General features: G+C 70.0%; 1 protein-coding gene. It reads left to right on the forward strand.

What is annotated here, in order from left to right:
• On the forward strand, positions 1–3,415 hold a 3,415-nt coding region (locus ACWD3D_RS34815), incomplete at its 5' end, for an FG-GAP-like repeat-containing protein (RefSeq protein WP_451464691.1).
• Between the last annotated feature and the right edge of the window lie 127 nt (positions 3,416–3,542).

Raw genomic sequence — 3,542 nt, forward strand, 5'->3', positions numbered from 1 at the left:
GCCCGCCCCCGATGACCCGGTGCGGGAGTCCGCCGCGCCGGTCACGCCCGCCACCGCCCCGCTCGACGAGAGCGGCGCGCAGAAGCAGGCCGTCCACACCGGCAAACGCGTCGAGGTGACCGCCCTGCGCGACGCCACCTCGACGACGGTCGCGCTGCCGAACGGCAGCTTCGAACTCACCGCGAGCGCGGCCCCCGTGCGCGCGAAGGTCGACGGGGTCTGGAAACCTCTGGACGCCACCCTGGTCCGCACGAAGGACGGCTGGGCGCCGCGCGTAGCGTCGGACCCCGTGGTGTTCTCCGACGGCAGCGGCCGTACCGGCGGCGGCAGTTCCGGCAGCGGCACGAGCGCGAACACGGTCGGGAGCTCCGGCACCGGCTCGGTGCACACCGCCTCGTTCACGACCTCCCTCGGCTCCGTCACGCACGCGCTGAACGCCTCGGACGGGGACACGGCCTACCACGATCTGGCCACCCTGACCTCCGGAGGCCACCTCGTCACCATGGAGTGGCCCGGCGACCTCCCGGAGCCGGAAATCGATGGCGCCACCGCGCTCTACCGCGGCGTCCTCGACGGTGTCGACCTCTTGATGACCGCACGGGACAGCGGTTTCACCCATGTGCTGGTCGTGCGCGACGCCGCCGCTGCCGCAGGATTGCGGCAGGCGGGACTCTCGTACCGGCTGACCTCGCCGGATCTTGCCTTCCATCTCGACCCCGTGACGCACGCCGTGACCGCCCTGGACGACACCGGAGCGGAGATCGCGGTGTCGCCGACCCCCTTCCTCTGGGACTCGGCAGGCCACCCCGCCGTGACCGAGGGCGCCGACCCGCAGCCCGCCGAACCCACCGAGGACCCGGCGCCGGCCTACTCCGAAGAACCCGGCGAGGAGCTGACGGAAGCGCCGGCCGACTCCGAGGTCCCGGACACCGCCGATACGGCCGCTCCCGAGGAGACCGACGCGGCTCCTGGGGACGGGGAAACCGTGCCCTCCTCCTCGGCCGCTCCTGAGCCCGAGGAGACCCTTCAGGGCAGCGCCCAGCAGTCCTCCTACCGCTCCGGAACGGCTTCGCAGGCATCCCCGACCGACGGGATTCAGGCCTCCACCACCGCCGACGTGCTCGACCTGCCAGGGTTGGCGGGCCCCCAGATCGGTGCCAAGACCGCGCTGGGCAAGGCGGCGCTGGCAGGCGAAGGCAGCGGTGACGCCGTCCTGGACATCGTGCCGGACGAGTCGTTGCTGACCGACCCGGACACGACCTGGCCGGTCTTCATCGACCCGCCGATCTCCGGTAAGACGAAGAGCTGGACGACGGTGTACAAGAAGTACCCGACCGCCAGTTTCTACGACGGCGCGAACTACAACAGCGGCACCACCGAGGCGCGCGTCGGCTACGAGTCGACCACCGGTGGCCTGTCCCGCTCCTTCTTCCGGCTCGCCTGGACGTCCAGCATCAAGGGCGCCACCGTCACCAAGGCCGAGATCCGGCTCATGGAGACCTACGCCTGGTCGTGCACCGCCCGCGAGATGCAGGTCTGGCACACCGGTGGCATCTCCTCCAAGACCACCTGGAACAACCAGCCGTCTTGGAGTTCGATGATCGGTGCCAAGTCCTTCGCCAACGGCTGGAGCTCGGCCTGCCCCGACGACTACGTGTTGTACGACGGCAAGTCGGTCGCCCAGTCCGCGGCGAACAGCGGAGCCACCGAGATCACCATCGGCCTCCAGGCGACCAACGAGGACTCGGCGACCTCCTGGAAGAAGTTCAAGGCCGAGGGTGAGCCCGCACCGAAGATCAACATCACCTACAACCGGAAGCCCGCCGAGCCCACCAAGCTCGACATCACCCCGGGCACCGGCTGCGACACCGTCAGCCCCTACCCGTCGATCGGGCTCAGCGATGTGACGTTGTCCGCCAAGTCGAGCGACCCGGACGGTGACCTGAAGTACCTCAACTTCGCGGTGTGGCAGTCCGGCAGCAGCACTCGCCTCTACGACGGCAACCGCACCGTCGACTCGACCGGCGCCGCCAGCGTGACCATCGACGGCGCGGACGGCACCGCGAGCGAGTTCACCAATGGCAAGACCTACTTCTGGGCGGTCCGGGCGCTCGACGCCGCCGGTTCCTCCTCCACCTACGGTCCGCCGTCGACGGCCAACTGCGGTTTCGTCTACGACTCCTCGGCGCCGAACTCTCCCGACGTCACCTCGACGGACTTTCCCGAGGACGACGGCAACGCCTCCACCTGGAGCAAGGTCCTCTTCGGCACGGCCGGGAACTTCACCTTCAGCCCTGCCGGCTCGACCGACACGGTGAAGTACATGTACTCCTTCAACAGCACGGCCATGAACAACTCGGTCACCGTCGCCGCCGGAGCCTCGGCCACCGTGGCGCTCAAGCCTCTGACGGCGGGCCCCTCGGTCCTCTACGTGAAGGCCGTGGACAGTGCGGGCAACACCTCGTCCACACCGACCATGTACGTCCACTACGTCACCCCGCGGGACAGCAAGGACGCACCCGGTGACGTCACGGGCGACAAGGCGGCCGACCTCTACCTGCTGGACGGCACCGGTGACCTGCGGCTCTACCCCGCGACCTTCTCCGGTGACATCCACACCTCGCTCGTCGGCGCGTACAAGCACGGTGTGAGCCTGGAGGCCGACCTCGACGAGAACGGCGTCTCCGACTACGGCACCTACTGGCTGGCCAAGGACGGCACCCCGGCGCTCATCACGCACAACGGGGACTTCCTGCCCGGGGACGGCGTGCAGGACCTAGTCGCGCGGATGCCCGACGGCAAGGTCTACATCTACCGGGGCGACGGCTACGGCAGCGTCGACATCGACCGGCGCACCGAGGTCCGGTTCCCCTCGAACGCTCCCGACCCGTCGACGTTCACGCAGATCCTCGCGGCCGGTGACATCACCGGCGACGGGCGACCGGACATGCTCGCGACCGCCGGCGCCACCTTCTGGGCCTTCTCCGGCTACACCGGGGGGACCTTCCAGACGGCCACCCAACTCGCCGGCGCCTCCTGGGACGTCCGCGATCTCGTCAACATCGGGGACGTGAACAAGGACGGCGCGGCGGACCTCCTCTACCGGACCTTCGCCTCCGACCGCCTGCTTCTCCGTCTCGGCAAGCCGGACGGGGCCGGCGGCACCGTCCTGGCCTCACTGGCCTACGCGGATGCCTCCCTCTCGGGTACCGACGCCGAGTACGCCACGGGCTGGAGCGCGACCGCCTATCCGTTGATGACCGGAACCGCGGACGTCAGCCAGGACGGCATCCCCGACGTGTGGGCACTGGCCGCCGACGGCACGGTGAAGTTCTTCAAGGGCGGCGCCACCACGCTGGGTGCCCCCGTTACCGTGATCAGCGGCGGCTGGTCCGGCAAGAAGGCGATGGGATGACCCGCCGCACCTCCGCTTCCGGGCGGTACGCGCACGGCGCCGCCGCCCGCCGGATCACCGCCTGCGCGGTGTCGGCCGCGGCCCTGGTCCTCGCGACGGGATGCAGCGTCTCCGGCAGCGCGGGCGG

Source organism: Streptomyces sp. NPDC002690 (genome assembly GCF_053592415.1).